Consider the following 15,376-nt stretch of genomic DNA (forward strand, 5'->3'; position numbering starts at 1 on the left):
AACATTTAAGCAAAACTCGTTAAAATCATATAATTTTTTTATTTATATTAAGAGGTGTGCAATGAAATTAAAGTTAAATCATATTCCCTATGTAGCCAATAAAATAGCTCTTGACATTGCAAATTCTAGTTTAGTAGAAATGAAGACTTCTTTAGAAAAGATTACTCAAGTTGCTAAAGAGGTATTAGAAGAGGATTTAAAAAAAGAAAGTCATATTGATACTAGGGCTAAGGAGATATTAGAAGAGAATCTTGAAAATATAGAGTTTATGCGAGCTGATGAAAAACAAATGTTTTGGATGATTAAAAAGCAAATTGCACAGAGTGAAAATTTTTCATTATCTTGGGAAGATAGATACAACGAGCTTTCTCATAAGATGTTAGATGAGTTGATTTTAGAAGGTTTTATAAAAACTAAAGTGAGTGAGAATTTAGTAAAGAATCTTATTTTTAAATCTATTGATATGTATGCACAGATATATGGTGATATTGAAAGCGTTGTAATTGATAAAATAAAAAACTATAAAAGAAAGTTATTGGTTGGAACAGATGAATATGAGTTGATGTTTGATAAGATGTATCAAGAAGAGCTGAGAAGAAGAGGTTTTTAATGCAAAAGGCTTGGGTGTATTTTGAAAATGGTGTTTTTATTGAAGCTCAATGTTTTGGTGCTAGCGGAACAAGCATAGGAGAAGTAGTTTTTAATACTTCCATGAGTGGATATCAAGAGATTATTACAGATCCAAGTTATGCGGGTCAATTTATTGTATTTAGTATGCCTGAAATAGGTATTGTTGGGGTAAATGATTTTGATAAAGAATCTCGTGGAGCGTATTGTAAGGGTATTTTAGTAAGGGAATATAATACAAGGTTTTCAAATTTTAGAGCTAAAGATAGTTTAGAAAATTTTTTAAAGCAATCAAATATAATGGGATTGTGTAAAATAAATACTCGTGATATTGTCAAAATGATAAAAAAAGAAGGGGCAATGATGATGATTGCTTCAACGGAAATATCTGATCCTGAGATTCTTAAAAAACTTTTAAGCGAAGCTCCGCATATACAAGAAATTAATTATATTGAGATTGTTTCGACAAAAAAGCCTTATATTCATCAATATGCCACTTTTGATTTTAATACATTTGCATACAAAGAACCTAATACTATAAAAAAAGTTGTTGCTGTTGATTTTGGAATTAAAACCAATATTTTAAATGAATTAACAGATGTTGGGATTGAGGTGGAGGTAGTGCCATATTCTTTTGAGGCAGATGTGCTTATAGAAAGATTTAAGAAACAAGAAATTCATGGAATCTTTTTGTCTAATGGTCCAGGAGATCCTATGCTGTTGCAAGATGAGGTGGCGCAAATTAAAAAATTGATTAAGGCTAGAATTCCTATGTTTGGTATTTGCTTAGGTCACCAACTTTTATCAATAGCACACGGTTATAATACTTTTAAGCTTAAATTTGGGCATCATGGTGGGAATCATCCAGTAAAAAATATTATCACCGGAGAAGTTGAAATTACTTCGCAAAACCACAATTACTCTGTTCCAGAGGAAATTGCTGATATTGCTGAGATAACCCATCGTAATCTTTTTGATAATACGATTGAGGGGATAAGATATAAAGATGCCCCAATATTTTCTGTTCAACATCACCCAGAATCTAGTCCTGGACCAAAGGAAGCTAGAAAGCTTTTTGCAGAGTTTGCTTCTATGCTTTAATATCAAGAAGATGTGTTGATATCACTTCATCTAATGCTTCATCTTCTTGTTTTTTTGTTTCTTGATGTTGTTGTTGAGGTGTTTGCCCATTTCCTTGAGAATCTTTATCAATAGTGTGTGTTTCTTCTGTTGCTCTAGTTTCTTGTATATCATTAATTTTATCTTCAAATTCTTGAATATTGATTGGAGTGGTATCGATTCTATTTTGGATATTTTGAACATTTGCTTGGGTATTTTGATTGATATAAGTGATGTTGCCAATAGGTGAAATAGCCATCTAACCTTCTTTTTTATAAACTAATGTTTGGTATTTTGCATAAGACACATGAGCATTCTCTTTAATCTTTACAAATTTCCTTAATGTATAATCGACTTCAAAATTGCCTCTTAAAATTTCATTTAATTCCACGAGTATTTCTCCAGCTTTTTGAATAATGTATTGAGGAGGTCTTGTTTTTCCGCAATGAATAATCATGTGAGATGAGGGAATATTTTTGATATGTAACCAAATATCATTTGCTTTTGCCATTTCTAGTAGGGCTTGATTTTCATTTTGATTTTTTCCAATTGATATTTTGTAATTTTCAATAAAAAAGCTTTCAAACTTTATATTTTTTTCTTTTATTCTTTTTTGTGGTTCTAAGATAGAGATATTATCCAGAGAATTTGTTTTTTGAATAAAGCGTATTTCTTGTTGCAAAAAATGTATTTTATTTTTTAAGTTTTGCTCTTCGAGATGGATATTTTTAGCTTTTTTAGAAAGCTTTTTGCTTTGTGTAAACATATGATTGATGCAATCTTGTGGCAAGTGATAGGGTTTTGGAATCTCAATTTGTATTTGCTGGTCATTGAAATCTTTTAGTATTATGTATTTGTCAAAAGGTTTAATGAGATGCAGGTTTGATAACAATAGATTTGCTTCATCGCGAAGTTTCTTTGCTTGATTTTCAAGCCCTGCTACTTGAGGTAATTCCTTAAGAAGGCATTGATATGTATATATCTTCTTATCAAGCTTAGAGAGGACTTTTTGCTTATATTGAAGTAATTTTTGAGTATTTATTTTATGATAATTTTCTTGGAGAAAATAAAATATTTGTTCTTTAGAGTAAAATATTATTTTTTCTGAGGTATTTTTTTGAAAGAGTGGAATAAGTGGTTGATTTACTTTAATTTCTCTTGAAGTCTTATCGCTATTTAAATGTCGCAATGCCTCAAGAATTATATTTTCATGATTTACTAAGATTACATTTGTGTGTTTGCCTGTAAATTCAAAATGTATAAAAAACTCAAAATCTTTATATAGATGATGTTGGCGACAGTGTAAAATCAAGATTCTATTATTTCCATCACAAAAACAATCAAGAAGCCTAGCTTTTTTTGTAAGTTTTTGCAATAAAATATCAAAAGGTGCTTGGTAGGTTTTTCCGGTATATATCTCTGTTGAGATAAAAATATTGCTTTGAGATTTTTGCATATCAAGATAAAAAATTTCTTGATCGAGTTGCAATCTAAAAAGATTTTCTTGAATGCGTTTTAGAGAATTGATATGTGTATATTCTTTAAAAAGTTTAGCAATATTTTTCAATAAACAAAGATTCATAAATTTAATCTTTTTTTTGCAAATTCTATTGCTTCTTTAGTGATATTAGAACCACTTATCATTCTTGCGATTTCTTGAATTTTTCCTTCTGTGTCTAAAGATTGGATAAAGCTTTTATTGTCTTTTTTGGTTACAAGATAGTGGTGATCTGCTAATGCTGGGATATGTGGTTGGTGTGATATAGCAAAGATTTGATAGCTTGTAGCAAGCTGTTTTAATACTTTTGCTACTCCATCGCTTTCCTCCCCACTTAAATTTGCATCAATTTCATCTAAAATTAAAATTCCCGTCTTATCTGAAAAATTTGCTTCAAGACACATTACAGCAAGGCGCAGTCTATTGTATTCTCCCATACTGAGATTTTGTATTTGTGTATTTTTTAGTAGTATTGAAATTTCTTGAGAACCGGTGTGACTGAGACTATTTTCTTTTAATAAAACTTGTATATCTTTTAATTTTAAGAGTTTGCAGAGTTCTTCTAACCCATTTGTAAAGTCTTTGATATATTTTATGCGGTAATGGGAAATTTCTTTGGCTAATAAAATGCATTCCTTCTCAATTTGTTTTTGATTATCCAAGAGTTTTTCTTTATTAAAACTAATGTTGTCATATTCTTTTAATTTTTCTTGTTGAAATTGCAATCGTATAAGGGCTTCTTCAATACTGCCATATCGGTGGTTTAAGTCTGCAAGTTTGGAGATTCTATCAAGAATTTCTTCAGGATTTAGAGTGTCTAATTCTTGAAGTTTTGTATCCTCATTGTGAAGAATATCTTTGATCTCAAGAATGCTTTCATCAAAAGTAGGATGTGTCTTTTCTAGGATTTGTAGAGTGTTTTGTATGATGTGAATATTTTGTAAAATATCTAATGATTGAGTAATAAGTTCTTGTATTTTTTCCTTTTTTGAAAAATTCTTTTTTAATTGCATCAATTCTTCATATTCGCCTACTTTTGGATTTAAAGATTGAATCTTATTGATCTCAAAGGTTGCAAATTCTCTTAATTCTTGGATATTTTTTTCTTCTTTAAGTAGCTGATTGTAGGATTGTTTGATTGTTTGAAGTTCATCAAATTTGATTTGCATTTGCAAGAGCAAAGAGTGATAGTCTTGCTCTTTGCTTGTAATAAGAGTATCAAAAACCCTCAAGAGATTAGAGCTTTGTAGCTCTGTGGAATTTTTAAGAGAAATGTGTTTGATGTGATTTGAGAGTATCTCTTGGAGATTTTTTTTTGCAATAAGAGAGTTGTTGATGAAATATCTTGTTTTATCTTTTTTTATAATATTGATGAATATCTCATTTTCATTGTCAATACCATAATCTTCCAGATTGATAGGGCATTGTGTTAGAATTCCTTGTATTTGTGTAGCATTAGAATCTCTAAGTCCAAATAGCCCGAGCAAGGATTCCATAAATACAGATTTACCACTACCACTAGCACCGCTAAATACATTAAGTCCCTTATGAAATTCAAGATTTAGATTCTCAAATACGATGGCATTTTTTATATGGATTGATTCAATCATTTTGTCCCCATTGGAATTTTTCTTTTAAAACTTTAAAATAATTTCTTTGCTTTTGCTGAATTAAAAGAGCTGGTTTTTGCGCACTTTTTATCGTGATAATATCATTAGGATTAGTTACAATAGTTTCTTGTCCATCAATAATGACAATACTTTGAGTGCTTACTTTAAAATTTAAAGTAAGTGTGTGATCTAATACCATAGGTCTTTGGGTGAGCGTATGTGCAGCAACAGGTGTAAGTAAAATATTCTTGCATAAAGGATATACGATGGAGCCACCAGCACTAATATTATATGCAGTTGATCCAGTAGGGGTTGCAATGATGAGAGAATCGCCTTTGTATGTATTGAAGATTTCGCCATCAATGTAGGCTTGAATATTAAGTATTCCACTAGTAAGATTGTTTTTAGAAATTAGAAATTCATTGATTGCAAAAAAATTTTGATTGTTTATTTGAGCCTCAAGCATCATATGCTCTTCAATTAGATAGTTGCCAGTAGTCAAAAGTTTTAGAAAATCTTGCAATTCAAAAGGATTTATAGCAGTTAAAAATCCTAGTTTTCCTGTATTGATACCAAATACAGGAATGTGGCTACCATAAACTTTTCTAATTAAGGAGAGCAATGTCCCATCTCCCCCAATAGAGGCAATTGCATCAACTTTTTGTATAAGCTGATCAAGTGGATAAGATGGAGTAAAACTAATATCATTTGCACTAGATGATTCTAAGATTACTTCAATATTGGCTTTTTGAAGGATATTGCAAATTGCTAAAAAAGTTTCTAGAGATGTTTGAGGCCTTAAGAATATCCCTAGTTTTGTGATGTTTTTTTGCATATTCCCTCTTTTTTACTTAATTGTATCAAAAATATACTCCCTATTGAAAAAGAATAATTACAATAGTTTAGAGTTATATATAAGGTTTTTATAATGGAAGGTTTATACATTGTTGTAGGGATAATTTCTGGTATTGCTTCTGGAATGTTTGGGTTAGGTGGAGGGACTATTATTGTTCCTATGATGTTGAGTTTAGGTTTTAGTGTGCATCAAGCAGTGGGTATTTCTGTTTTGCAAATGATTTTTGCCTCTTTATTTGGTTCTATAATCAATTATAAAAAACGACTACTTTCTTTAAAAGATGGTGTGTTGCTTGGAATAGGAGGTGTTATAGGTGCTAGCTTTAGTGGTAAGGTATTGCAAATTTTAAGTGAAACAAAACTTACTTTTATTTTTTTGCTTTTAATGTGCCTATCTTTTTATAATTTTTTGAATAAAAAGAATGGTAATACAGAGCAGAAAACTATCAAAACAACAAAAACATACTATGTTTCTGTTTTAATATTTACAGGAATGATTACAGGGATTTTTTCTGTTTCTTTGGGGGTTGGTGGTGGTTTATTGATGATGCCAATTCTTATGCATTTTTTAGGTTTTGATACTAAAAAAATTAGCGTATTATCATTATTTTTTATTATTTGTTCTTCTATTTCAGGGGCTTTGTCCTTATTCCAACATCAAATTATTGATTTTAATATTTTATATGTAGGGTTATTTGTAGGTGTAAGTGCAATGATTGGAGTAAGTATTGGAATTTTTCTTGTACAGAAGATAACACTCTCTTTGCATAAAAGAGTGTTATCTTGCATTTATGTTTTTGCAATATCTCTGACGACTTATCATCTCTTAGAGAGACTTATTTAACCTCAAAATATACAGAGAAATCTAATTCTGGATTTGCTTCTTTATATTTACTTGCTTCAGAACGAGATTTAAACGGACCTACAAGATATTTTGTTAGTTTTTGTCCATTGATGGTAATCTCTTGAGTTCTGTAAGAATGTTTTTTGAGCATTGTTAGCAACTCTTTGCTTGGTTTTTTGCTAAATACACCAACTTGTAAATAAGAGCCTTTTGTTGCGATACGCGAATTTGTATTTGCCTTAGCTTTTTTTACTTGTTTTTTAGCTTGTTTTTGTTCTATGTTTTTTTGTTGAGCTACAGGTTCTTTTTCTTCTTTAAATGCAGGTATCTCTTCTTGAGGTGCTGTCATTTGTAGCTGAGGGGTTAATTCTTTTTCTTTTGCTTCATTTTTTAGATCTAATGCTGTATGGAATTGATCATTTGGCACTATTTCTTGTGGAGCAGATGAAAGTGCTTCCTCTTGGCTTAGATTTTGGTGATTATCCTCATGCATAGCAGGAATTTCTTGATTGGATGGAGTGTCTGATGCTAAGGTATTTTGATCATTATTTTTTAGATTTTGCATAATTTGATCAAAACGTTCATCTTCTATTGCTTCTGGGGTTTTGGTATTATCTAAGATTTGCTCAGGTTGTATTGTTTCTGAATGCTCTACTACATCGTGAGAACTTCTTGTAAATGACCATACAAGCAAGATAATAATCAAGACAACAACAACGCCTATTGCACCTAAAATAATATTTTTGATATTTTTTGGATTTTTCTTTTCCTCAAATAAAAGTTCATTAAAGTCTTTTTCTTCCATTTTTTCTCCTTAATTTTATTCTTAAAATATTATCGTATTCTTATCAAAAAATTGGCTTATTATAAACTGGGAATCTACCTCCTAATTCTATGATTTCTTTTTCTATGGCTTTTTGTAGATTAGTGTTGTGAATATCATCTAATATATCTGCAATTTTATTTGCAATCCAAATAAATTCTTCTTCTTTCATGCCTCTTGCTGTTAGTGCAGGAGAGCCTATTCTAATTCCACTAGTGACAAATGGACTTCTAGTTTCTCCAGGAACTGTGTTTTTATTGACAGTGATTCCTGCATTACAAAGTGCGCAATCTGCGTCTTTTCCACTAAAATCTTTATTAAGGAAACTCATCAAAATTAAATGATTATCTGTTCCATTGCTTACAAGATCATAACCCCTATTGATAAGCACCTCTGCCATTGCTTTTATATTGCTTTTTACTTGTTTTGCATAGACTTTCCATTCTGGTTTGAGATTTTCACCAAATCCAACGGCCTTTCCTGCAATAATATGCATCAATGGGCCACCTTGGCTACCTGGAAAAACAGCTTTGTTGATTTTTTGTGCAATTTCCTCATCATTGCATAAAATAATACCACCTCTAGGACCTCTAAGAGTTTTGTGTGTTGTTGTAGTTACTACATGGCAATGTGGGAAGGGGTTGGGGTATTCTCCAGCTACCACAAGTCCAGCAACATGTGCAATATCTCCCATTAAAATTGCACCAACACTATCAGCTATCTCTCTAAATCTTTTAAAATCTAGTTCTCTAGTATAGGCAGAAAAGCCACATACAATTAGTTGAGGTTTTATGAGTTTTGCTTGTTCTTCGAGTTTATTGTAATCAATTCTTCCATCTAATTCAACGCCATAAAAAAAGCTTTGATACATTTGCCCTGTGATACTTACTTTTGCGCCATGAGTGAGGTGTCCTCCATGGCTTAAATCCATACCTAGAATTTTGTCATAGGGCTTGAGAAGTGCAGAATATACAGCGGTATTTGCTTGAGAACCTGCATGGGGTTGAACATTTGCAAAATTGCAACCAAAGAGTTTTTTAGCACGCTCAATCGCGATATTTTCAATCTCATCTACAAACTCACATCCACTATAATATCGCTTTGATGGATAACCCTCGGCGTATTTATTTGTTAGTATGCTTCCTACAGCTTCCATAACACTAGGAAAAGTATAATTTTCACTAGCAATCATTTCAAGATGTTCATTTTGTCTTTTAAATTCCTTTTGAATGCTTGAAAAAACTTCTTTGTCTGATTGTTCTAAATAATATTGCATGTTTTTACCTTTCTTTTATTGGATTAGTGAATCTTCTTCATTGGATTTTAAGACTTTCATCGCAGGAAATAAGATTACATCTTTGATGGTTTTTGCATCAGTAAGTAGCATTACCAAACGATCAATCCCTATGCCTTGACCAGCAGTAGGGGGCATACCATATCCTAAAGCCCATACATAATCTTCATCCATATATTGAGCTTCTTCATCTCCCGCATCTTTTTCTTTTACTTGCTGTTTAAATCTTTCTAGTTGATCAATAGGATCATTAAGTTCGCTAAATCCATTAGAAATTTCTTTACCACCAATAAAGAGCTCAAATCTATCTGCTATTTGCATATCTTTATCATTGCGTCTTGCAAGAGGGCTGATGTCAATAGGATATTGAGTGATAAAAGTTGGATTGATGAGTTTAGATTCTACAAAAGCATCAAATGCCTCTCCAAGTAATTTGCCATAACCCATTTGTGGCTGAATGACAATATGATTTTCTTGTAAAAACTCTTTGAGTTTATTTTCATCCTCGATAATATCTCTTGATATACCTCCAATTTTTTCTAAAGCATCTTTATAGCTTATAACCTCAAAGCAATCAAAATCAATAATATCACCATTATGTGGTAATTTATGGGGTAGATTTAAGGAATCTAATAGATAGATAAAAAATTCTTTAGTAAGAGCAATTAAATCCTCATAGGTTTTGTAAGCCCAATAAAACTCTATCATTGTAAATTCTGGATTATGAGAATGATCCATTCCTTCATTTCTAAAGTTTCTGTTCATTTCAAAAACTGCCTCAAAGCCACCTACAATCAGCCGTTTAAGATAGAGTTCTGGCGCAATCCTAAGATATCTATCAGCATCAAGTGCGTTGTGATGTGTGATAAAAGGTCTTGCATTTGCACCTCCAGGTATTGGATGGAGCATTGGAGTTTCTACTTCTAAAAATCCCTTATCTTCAAAGAATCTACGAATTTTAGAAACAATTTGACTTCGTAATTTGAAAGTTTCTTTCACTTCTTTATTCATAATCAAATCAACATATCTTTGTCTATAACGCAATTCTATATCTGTAAGTCCGTGAAATTTTTCAGGCAATGGAACAATGGATTTTGTTAAGAGCTTATAAGCGGTTGCATGAAGGCTAAGCTCACCTGTTTTAGTTACAAATGGAAAACCATAAACATTGATAAAATCACCAACCTCTAAAGTTTTTTTGAGAATCTCAAATTGTTCTTGTAGGTCATTTTGAGAAACATAAATTTGTAAGCTTGCGCTTTCATCTTCTATATTGATAAAACAAGCCTTTCCCATCATTCTAAGAAGCTTTACTCTTCCTGTAACATAAAAGTTTTGAGAGATTTCTTTTTTTTCTTCTTGATTTTTTAAATAATCAAATTTCTTTAAAAAATCTAAATTACTGATAGTTTTTTTTGCTTCGTTGCAATAAGGGTTTTGATTTTGTTCTTTTAGGAGTTGGACTTTGTGGAGGCGTTGCTGGATATATTGATTTTCAAACATTGTATTTTCCTCTATTTTCTAGTGTAATGGGGATTGAATCTTCTCTTGAATTTGCTCAACAGATTTTTGAACTCCCTTACCAATTTTTTGCATTTTTTCTTCAACTTCTGCAATACTATCAAAATGCACAATCGTGCTTGCTGTCTCAAGCATTGTAGCATAGACTTTGCTTTCTTGAGGTAATTTTTTTACAAAGTCAATCTCTTTGATAAAGTTGATTTGAGTGAGACCATATATGATAAAAGCAAGAATACAGAAGCTTTTGATACAAGAAAAAGCAAAACCCAAAAATCTATCAAGCAATCCAAGTCCTGCAAATTTTACAAACTTTGAGAGTATAAAACCTAGCATCATAAAACCGACCCAAAAAAATGCAAGAACGATAATAAAGCCAAGTATAAGAGAAACAGAAGGGCTATTGATATTGTAGATATACTGATTAAAAAAAACAGCCATTTCCCCAGAAAGCCTAGAAGCAAAAAATATCCCAGCTACAACTCCAATAAGTGTTGATACTTCGTGCATTAAACCATTCAAAAATCCTCTAGCACCCAAAACAACAACAAGCACTAAAATAAAAATATCAATATACCCCATAATAAATCCCCAATCTCTCTAAAGCTTAAATAAAACTAAAATAGAATTATGCTATTCTACCAAAAATATTTGAGATTTTATGGGATAAAAATGCAACAAACTCACTTACATTTTCTACAAAAGCAACTGCAAACTTTTCTTTTTGCACTAATTTTTTCTTTACCCATTTTAAGTGGAACACTTTTTTTGTCTCTTGGATATGAAAGACTTTATATTGCTTTGAATACTTTATTTGCTCTCTGTGCTTTGATTGCATTTATCAAGATAGATAAAAAAATGCGTTTTTACTTTGGATTTTATGTAGGAGTGCTTTTGTTTTATTGGATTGCTTTAAGTTTTAGATTCTCTCCAATGCCTATTTTAATACCATTGATTATTTTTCTTGTTGCTAGTATTTATGGGTTAATTTTTACATTTTTGCTTTGGTTTGAAAATATTTTTTTTAGAATCCTTGCACTTTTATTTTTAGGATATATTCATCCTTTTTATTTTGATTGGCTCTTTGTGGAATCTTTTTTTGCTTATAGTATTTTTGGAGTAGATAAGATAAGTTTTTGTTGCGTATTGCTTGGGGTATTTTTTTTACTTCAAAAGGGAAAAATAAGAATCTTTGCTTTACTTTTTTTAACACTCGCGACACTGCAAACAGAATTTTTCAAAACTTACAAAGCCCCTTTAGATATAGAGCTAGCTCAGACTGCTGTGCCTCAAGATATACGATGGGATAGTGAAAATTTGTATCAGATTGTTCAAAAGAATTTGCAATATATTCAAGATGCTATTAAAAATAAAAAAGCAATGGTTGTTTTGCCAGAAACAGCCTTTCCAATAGTTTTAAATCACTATCCACAAATATTAGCAAGCCTGAAAGAATTAAGTCAAAATATTGCAATTGTTACAGGAGCCTTGCGTGGAGATAGGGATAGAATTTTTAATTCTACTTATATTTTTAATGAAGGAAATATAGAAATGATTGATAAGGTTGTTTTGGCTCCATTTGGAGAGAAGATTCCATTGCCCAATTTTTTGGCAAAACCTCTTTCAAAACTTTTTTTTGGCACAGAACAATCTTTTGATTTTGCAAAAGAGCCAAGAAATTTTGTGATTGATAATAAAATTTTTAGAAACGCAATTTGCTATGAAGGAACTTCAAAAATTCTTTATCAAGATAAGCCACAATATGTTGTAGTTATCAGCAATAATGCGTGGTTTTATCCCAGTATTGAGCCATTTTTTCAACAAATTTTATTGAAGTATTATGCTAGAATCTCAAAAGCTTTGATTTTGCATAGTGCAAATTTTTCAGATTCAATGATAATTACCCCAAGTTTGTTTTTAGGAAAATAGATGATTTTAAGAGTAAAAAATCTAACACATAGTTTTGAGCATCTACTTTATGAGGACTTGAATTTTGGATTAAATGCTTCAGAATCTATGGCAATTTTAGGGGTTAGTGGTAGTGGAAAATCAAGTATTCTCAATCATCTCTCCACGATGTTGCCTCCTCAAAAAGGCAGTATAGATTTATGTGGATTAGAAAATATCTATACTCATAGCAAGCAAGAGCTTTTGCGCTTAAGGCGTTATGATTTAGGCATTATTTTCCAAGCACATTATCTTTTTAGAGGTTTTAGTGCTCAAGAAAATCTCAATCTAGCCACTCTGCTTACAGGAGTGCAGTTGGATACAAAGATTTTAAAATCTCTACAAATTGAAAAAATCCTGCATCAAAATGTAGGGAGTTTAAGTGGAGGACAACAACAAAGGGTGTCTATAGCAAGAGTTTTGTGCAAAAAACCAAAGATTATTTTTGCAGATGAACCTACAGGAAATCTTGATTGTCAGACTGCAAAAAGTGTGATGGATATGATGTTTGAATATATCAAACAAAATAAAAGTGCACTTGTTTTGGCAACACATGATGAAGAATTAGCATATCGTTGTAATTTTGTTTATCGACTTAAAGATAAAAAACTCATTCTTGAAAATCAAAAATAAAATACATAAGCAATACGCAACTCTATATCTTTTTTAATCTCAAAAGATTGTTTTAGTGTTTGCTCTGCCCAAATATTTGCTGTTGCATTTACAGCTTTCCAAGAGTCCTGCTTGAGATTATAATAAGGGATTTTTACCCCAAACTCCAATCTATCATGTCTTGTGAGATAAAAATGCCCCCCAAGATTAAAAAATACCCCACTACCTGAAGCATAAAATGCGCTTTCTTGATTATCATAAAGGGATTGATTGATCCAATAATTACTTTTTAAAAGATTAAATTCTGCGCCAAATCCTGCAAAAATTCCTATTTTCATAAATGGAAATTTTTTCCATTTTTTTTGAAAAAAATAATCAATGGGGAAATTGAGGAAAAAATCAAGATTTAGGCTTAGTGTGGTGGATATTGCATTACTAAGCAAAAAATCCTGCTGTGCTTTTGGGCTAAGCATAGCTACTTTTTGAATGTCAGGAGAACCATCACTTTTTTCACCTACAATTGTATCAAAACTTACATCTCTAGGAGTTTGTGTTTGCACCTCTCCTTGTATATTTCCTAAAGATGCTTGTGCTACTTCTATGCCTCCATAGATTCTAAGTCCAGAGATATGTAATTTATCAAAAATCGCTTCATTACCAAGTATAAATCTAAAAGTTGGGCTAATATGTCCTTTGTAGGTTGCAGAGGATTTGCCTCCTATGCACACGCTTCCCTCACAAGTATTATTATCTTTTGTAATAACTTGAGAGAAATCTGTATGGATTGTGTTTCCAAAACTGCTTCCAAAACCTACAAAAGCATTGTTTTCAATACCATATAAAAACCCAAGATAAAGCCAAAAAAATAAAACTTTTTTCACTTAAACACTTTTCTTATTGAGAGTTACAAGCTGAGGTAAATCTTCTTGCACAAGCATATTATTTTCAAAAAAATTCTCAATGCTCTCTCGCATAATATGTGCATCAGAAATACCATTGACTTTATTGCGATATTCACTAGCCTCTTTATGTCCTTTGGCATAAGCGTGTAAATTTTTTCTAAACATAATCACCCCTCTTTGCCCATAAAAATCAATCATCGCATCAAAATGCTTTAAAACTAATTCTTTTTTGATGATATGTGGAATCTCTGAAGTTTGATTTTTGATTTGCCAAAAAATCCAAGGAGAGCTAATAGCAGCTCTACCAATCATCAAGCCATCTGCTCCTGTTTGTTTGAGCACATCATTTGCAATCTCATAGCTTGTAATCTCTCCATTAGCAATAACAGGAACATCTAGGATTTTTTTTATCTGTGCAATACTTTCATAATCAATTTTTTCTTTTTTGTATCCATCAGATCGTGTGCGACCATGAACTACGACAAAATCAATAGGTGCGTCTTTGAGTGCGTTTGCAATTTCTTGAGGTATTTTTTTATCAAATCCTAATCGCACTTTTACGCTACTATATTGTTTATTGCTTGTCTCTTTGATAGTTTGAAGTAATTTTACAAGCAAGGGTAAGTCTTTGAGCAAGCCACTTCCATTGCCATGATTTGCAACTTTTGGGGCAGGGCAACCGCAATTAAAATCAATAATATCAATTCCATCAATTTGATTAAGACATTCCACGGCTTTTTTGACTATCTCGACTTTTGAGCCAGAAATTTGCACAGAATAGGGGTTTTCTTGTGGGGATTTTTCTACCATTTTCAAAGTTTTATCATTAGAATAAACTAAAGCGTGTGAGCTTATCATCTCACTTACTGTTATATCTGCACCAAATTGCTTAACTACGCTTCTAAATGGAAGATCTGTATATCCAGCAAGTGGTGCTAACATCAAAAGATTTTCAAAGTTGATTTGCATAAAATCCCTATTTTTCAAATTTTTGCTAATTATACCTTAAGCATTTTGTAATAAAAAACTTTCATAAGCATTTTTACGCAAAATGCAAGCATTGCAGATTCCACAGCCATAACCCCAAGGATGTTTTTTTTCTCTTATGCCCTCATAGCAAGTATGTGTATCTTCTAAGATGATTTCTAAAATCCCAAGCTCTTTTGCGAGTGCAAATTCTTTAGCCTTAGACATAGCAATAAGTGGAGTATGGATAGTGATATGGGTTTGTGAGCTAAGATTGAGGGTTTTTTCTATGCTATCAATAAAGACCTTTCTACAATCAGGATATCCACTATAATCTTGTTCTGAAACTCCTAGTGCAAGGTGATTAGCACCAATTTTTTGTGCAAAACTATGCGCAAGGGTAATAAAAATTGCATTGCGATTTGGCACAAATGAAGCAGGCAGAGCATTATTATTTAGATGTGTATCATTGACATTTTGGGTGCTATTGAAAAATAGTGCAGATTGGCAGATTTGATCTAAAAAATCAAGTTTTATGATATGAAAAGGTAGATGGAGTTTTTGTGCGATGAGTTGTGCTTGAGTTAATTCGATTTTGTGTTTTTGCCCATAATCAAATCCAAGCAAGACAACACTTTGAAATTTTTCTTGTGCCCATCTAGCAGTCGTTGTGCTATCTTGTCCCCCGCTAAAAATTACCAAGCATTTTTCCATACCATCTACCTTAAAAAGTGTTTTTGTTATAATACCCAAAAAAGGGG

General features: G+C 31.6%; 16 protein-coding genes. 5 read left to right on the forward strand and 11 right to left on the reverse strand.

What is annotated here, in order from left to right:
* Window positions 1-61 precede the first annotated feature (61 nt).
* Complete coding sequence (locus CQA57_RS00870) at window positions 62-610, forward strand: DUF507 family protein (protein ID WP_115578342.1); 549 nt, start codon at window positions 62-64, stop codon at window positions 608-610.
* Window positions 610-1,728 (forward strand): glutamine-hydrolyzing carbamoyl-phosphate synthase small subunit, encoded by a 1,119-nt coding sequence (gene carA, locus CQA57_RS00875; protein ID WP_115578343.1) that lies wholly within the window; start codon window positions 610-612, stop codon window positions 1,726-1,728. The genes CQA57_RS00870 and carA overlap by 1 nt, the downstream gene beginning before the upstream one ends.
* On the opposite strand, the gene CQA57_RS00880 is transcribed toward carA, so the two are convergent.
* The 4 genes from CQA57_RS00880 to CQA57_RS00895 are packed head-to-tail and all read right to left on the reverse strand — an operon-like array spanning window position 1,718 to window position 5,689.
* Window positions 1,718-2,005 carry a hypothetical protein gene (locus CQA57_RS00880; RefSeq protein WP_115578344.1) on the reverse strand — a complete coding sequence of 96 codons (288 nt, stop codon included), beginning with the start codon at window positions 2,003-2,005 and terminating at the stop codon, window positions 1,718-1,720. The genes carA and CQA57_RS00880 overlap by 11 nt on opposite strands.
* A complete protein-coding gene (locus CQA57_RS00885; protein ID WP_115578345.1) occupies window positions 2,006-3,328 on the reverse strand; it encodes an NFACT family protein in 1,323 nt (440 codons plus the stop codon).
* Window positions 3,325-4,854: an AAA family ATPase gene (locus CQA57_RS00890; protein WP_115578346.1), complete on the reverse strand. Its 1,530-nt coding sequence runs from the start codon at window positions 4,852-4,854 to the stop codon at window positions 3,325-3,327. The genes CQA57_RS00885 and CQA57_RS00890 overlap by 4 nt, the downstream gene beginning before the upstream one ends.
* The gene (locus CQA57_RS00895; protein WP_115578347.1) at window positions 4,847-5,689 is read right to left on the reverse strand and encodes an NAD(+)/NADH kinase; all 843 of its coding nucleotides are present in this window, start codon (window positions 5,687-5,689) and stop codon (window positions 4,847-4,849) included. The genes CQA57_RS00890 and CQA57_RS00895 overlap by 8 nt, the downstream gene beginning before the upstream one ends.
* A 93-nt stretch (window positions 5,690-5,782) precedes the next feature.
* Here CQA57_RS00895 and CQA57_RS00900 point away from each other — a divergent pair, with 93 nt between their 5' ends.
* Window positions 5,783-6,553, forward strand: a complete 771-nt coding sequence (locus CQA57_RS00900; protein ID WP_115578348.1) for a sulfite exporter TauE/SafE family protein — start codon at window positions 5,783-5,785, stop codon at window positions 6,551-6,553.
* On the opposite strand, the gene CQA57_RS00905 is transcribed toward CQA57_RS00900, so the two are convergent.
* From CQA57_RS00905 to CQA57_RS00920, 4 genes are read right to left on the reverse strand one after another with little or no spacing between them, the layout of a single operon-like run.
* The gene (locus tag CQA57_RS00905) at window positions 6,546-7,358 is read right to left on the reverse strand and encodes an SPOR domain-containing protein (RefSeq protein WP_115578349.1); all 813 of its coding nucleotides are present in this window, start codon (window positions 7,356-7,358) and stop codon (window positions 6,546-6,548) included. The genes CQA57_RS00900 and CQA57_RS00905 overlap by 8 nt on opposite strands.
* A 43-nt stretch (window positions 7,359-7,401) precedes the next feature.
* Window positions 7,402-8,652: a serine hydroxymethyltransferase gene (locus CQA57_RS00910; RefSeq protein WP_115578350.1), complete on the reverse strand. Its 1,251-nt coding sequence runs from the start codon at window positions 8,650-8,652 to the stop codon at window positions 7,402-7,404.
* Window positions 8,653-8,667: 15 nt separating this feature from the next.
* The gene (gene lysS, locus CQA57_RS00915; RefSeq protein ID WP_115578351.1) at window positions 8,668-10,173 is read right to left on the reverse strand and encodes a lysine--tRNA ligase; all 1,506 of its coding nucleotides are present in this window, start codon (window positions 10,171-10,173) and stop codon (window positions 8,668-8,670) included.
* An 18-nt stretch (window positions 10,174-10,191) separates the two neighbouring features.
* Window positions 10,192-10,770: a CvpA family protein gene (locus CQA57_RS00920; RefSeq protein ID WP_115578352.1), complete on the reverse strand. Its 579-nt coding sequence runs from the start codon at window positions 10,768-10,770 to the stop codon at window positions 10,192-10,194.
* 90 nt (window positions 10,771-10,860) lie between these two features.
* Here CQA57_RS00920 and CQA57_RS00925 point away from each other — a divergent pair, with 90 nt between their 5' ends.
* On the forward strand, window positions 10,861-12,117 hold the full coding sequence (locus CQA57_RS00925) for an apolipoprotein N-acyltransferase (protein WP_170126790.1): 1,257 nt from the start codon (window positions 10,861-10,863) through the stop codon (window positions 12,115-12,117).
* Window positions 12,118-12,768, forward strand: a complete 651-nt coding sequence (locus tag CQA57_RS00930; protein ID WP_115578354.1) for an ABC transporter ATP-binding protein — start codon at window positions 12,118-12,120, stop codon at window positions 12,766-12,768.
* Here the strand turns inward: CQA57_RS00930 and CQA57_RS00935 are convergent.
* Genes CQA57_RS00935 through queC form a run of 3 tightly spaced genes read right to left on the reverse strand, consistent with a single transcriptional unit; the run spans window position 12,759 to window position 15,329 of the window.
* Window positions 12,759-13,628 (reverse strand): outer membrane beta-barrel protein, encoded by an 870-nt coding sequence (locus tag CQA57_RS00935; RefSeq protein ID WP_115578355.1) that lies wholly within the window; start codon window positions 13,626-13,628, stop codon window positions 12,759-12,761. The genes CQA57_RS00930 and CQA57_RS00935 overlap by 10 nt on opposite strands.
* Entirely contained in the window at window positions 13,629-14,618 is a 990-nt protein-coding gene (locus tag CQA57_RS00940; protein WP_115578356.1) for a tRNA dihydrouridine synthase, read from the reverse strand.
* Window positions 14,619-14,654: 36 nt separating this feature from the next.
* Window positions 14,655-15,329 (reverse strand): 7-cyano-7-deazaguanine synthase QueC, encoded by a 675-nt coding sequence (gene queC, locus CQA57_RS00945; RefSeq protein ID WP_115578357.1) that lies wholly within the window; start codon window positions 15,327-15,329, stop codon window positions 14,655-14,657.
* Between the last annotated feature and the right edge of the window lie 47 nt (window positions 15,330-15,376).

This window comes from Helicobacter anseris, assembly GCF_003364335.1.
GTDB lineage: Bacteria > Campylobacterota > Campylobacteria > Campylobacterales > Helicobacteraceae > Helicobacter_H > Helicobacter_H anseris.

Excerpts from the sequence above, each read along its gene's own strand:
- lysS (WP_115578351.1), bottom strand. The coding sequence starts at position 10,173 with ATGTTTGAAAATCAATATATCCAGCAACGCCTCCACAAAGTCCAACTC.
- queC (WP_115578357.1), bottom strand. The coding sequence starts at position 15,329 with ATGGAAAAATGCTTGGTAATTTTTAGCGGGGGACAAGATAGCACAACG.
- CQA57_RS00880 (WP_115578344.1), bottom strand. The coding sequence starts at position 2,005 with ATGGCTATTTCACCTATTGGCAACATCACTTATATCAATCAAAATACC.
- CQA57_RS00940 (WP_115578356.1), bottom strand. The coding sequence starts at position 14,618 with ATGCAAATCAACTTTGAAAATCTTTTGATGTTAGCACCACTTGCTGGA.
- CQA57_RS00890 (WP_115578346.1), bottom strand. The coding sequence starts at position 4,854 with ATGATTGAATCAATCCATATAAAAAATGCCATCGTATTTGAGAATCTA.
- CQA57_RS00905 (WP_115578349.1), bottom strand. The coding sequence starts at position 7,358 with ATGGAAGAAAAAGACTTTAATGAACTTTTATTTGAGGAAAAGAAAAAT.
- CQA57_RS00900 (WP_115578348.1), top strand. The coding sequence starts at position 5,783 with ATGGAAGGTTTATACATTGTTGTAGGGATAATTTCTGGTATTGCTTCT.
- CQA57_RS00870 (WP_115578342.1), top strand. The coding sequence starts at position 62 with ATGAAATTAAAGTTAAATCATATTCCCTATGTAGCCAATAAAATAGCT.
- CQA57_RS00895 (WP_115578347.1), bottom strand. The coding sequence starts at position 5,689 with ATGCAAAAAAACATCACAAAACTAGGGATATTCTTAAGGCCTCAAACA.
- CQA57_RS00885 (WP_115578345.1), bottom strand. The coding sequence starts at position 3,328 with ATGAATCTTTGTTTATTGAAAAATATTGCTAAACTTTTTAAAGAATAT.
- CQA57_RS00910 (WP_115578350.1), bottom strand. The coding sequence starts at position 8,652 with ATGCAATATTATTTAGAACAATCAGACAAAGAAGTTTTTTCAAGCATT.
- CQA57_RS00930 (WP_115578354.1), top strand. The coding sequence starts at position 12,118 with ATGATTTTAAGAGTAAAAAATCTAACACATAGTTTTGAGCATCTACTT.
- CQA57_RS00920 (WP_115578352.1), bottom strand. The coding sequence starts at position 10,770 with ATGGGGTATATTGATATTTTTATTTTAGTGCTTGTTGTTGTTTTGGGT.
- CQA57_RS00925 (WP_170126790.1), top strand. The coding sequence starts at position 10,861 with ATGCAACAAACTCACTTACATTTTCTACAAAAGCAACTGCAAACTTTT.
- carA (WP_115578343.1), top strand. The coding sequence starts at position 610 with ATGCAAAAGGCTTGGGTGTATTTTGAAAATGGTGTTTTTATTGAAGCT.